The sequence below is a fragment of the Streptomyces sp. bgisy159 genome (assembly GCF_057707805.1).
Genome location: NZ_JBYIQX010000129.1, coordinates 1 through 798, shown reverse-complemented (window position 1 = coordinate 798; position 798 = coordinate 1). Strand labels below are relative to the sequence as shown.

The window sequence follows — 798 nt, the reverse complement described above, 5'->3', positions numbered from 1 at the left end:
TAGTACTGCAGCCGCAGTTACGGGGGGCGGTGGCCTCGGCGGCGGTAATGGCTGAGGCGGGCGCGGTATTGATGGCGGCGGCGCCAGCGTGACCAGTGCAGGATGTGACCGGCTTCGTGCCGGATGGCGTGGGTGAATCTGCTCAGCAGGCGGCTGATCTCGTTCACGCTCAGTCGGATCAGGTCGCGGCCGTGTCCCCCTTTTCATGAGCCGTGGCCCGGACTGCAGTCAGGTGTGCGGCAGCCGCCATGGCGAGGGTGATGTGCCGGTACCAGGCCGGGTATTGGCGTACCTGGTAGTGGTCGAGGCCGGCCTCGTTCTTTGCGGCCTGGAAGCACTCCTCGATTGCCCAGCGGGCGCCGGCGGCCCGCACGATCTCCGCCAGCGCGGTGCCTGTCGGGGCGTGGGTGAGGTAGTAGGCGTGCTCGCCGTCGGCGAGGCTGCGGCGGATCAGCAGGGCGTCTTCGAAACCGTCGTCGCGCTCGCCGGGCAGCGGGACCAGAGCCCAGGCGTATTCACGCAGGCCGTGGGCGCCGTCACCGGCAGAGCGGATTTCCCAGGCATGTTCCGGCAGGATCGCCGAGATGGTACGGGCGTTCTGCCCGCGCGGCCCGCATCGATGCTTGTAGGCGATCGCGAGCACGTAGCTCAGGCGCTGCTCGGCCAGCCAGCCGCGCAGGAGGGGGTCCTGGCCGTAGACCTCGTCGCCGGTCACCCAGCGAAAGGGCAGCTTCGCGGCGAGGGCCCGCTCCAGCATCGCGCGGGCCAGGGCGGGCTTGGTACGGAAGGTGACCTCTT

At 69.7% G+C, this 798-nt stretch carries 1 protein-coding gene; it reads right to left on the bottom strand.

All coding sequences use genetic code 11. The features are described from left to right. Positions 1-178: 178 nt before the first annotated feature. The coding region (locus AC3ET3_RS36115; protein WP_435613736.1) for an IS701 family transposase at positions 179-798 on the bottom strand (620 nt) is incomplete at its 5' end.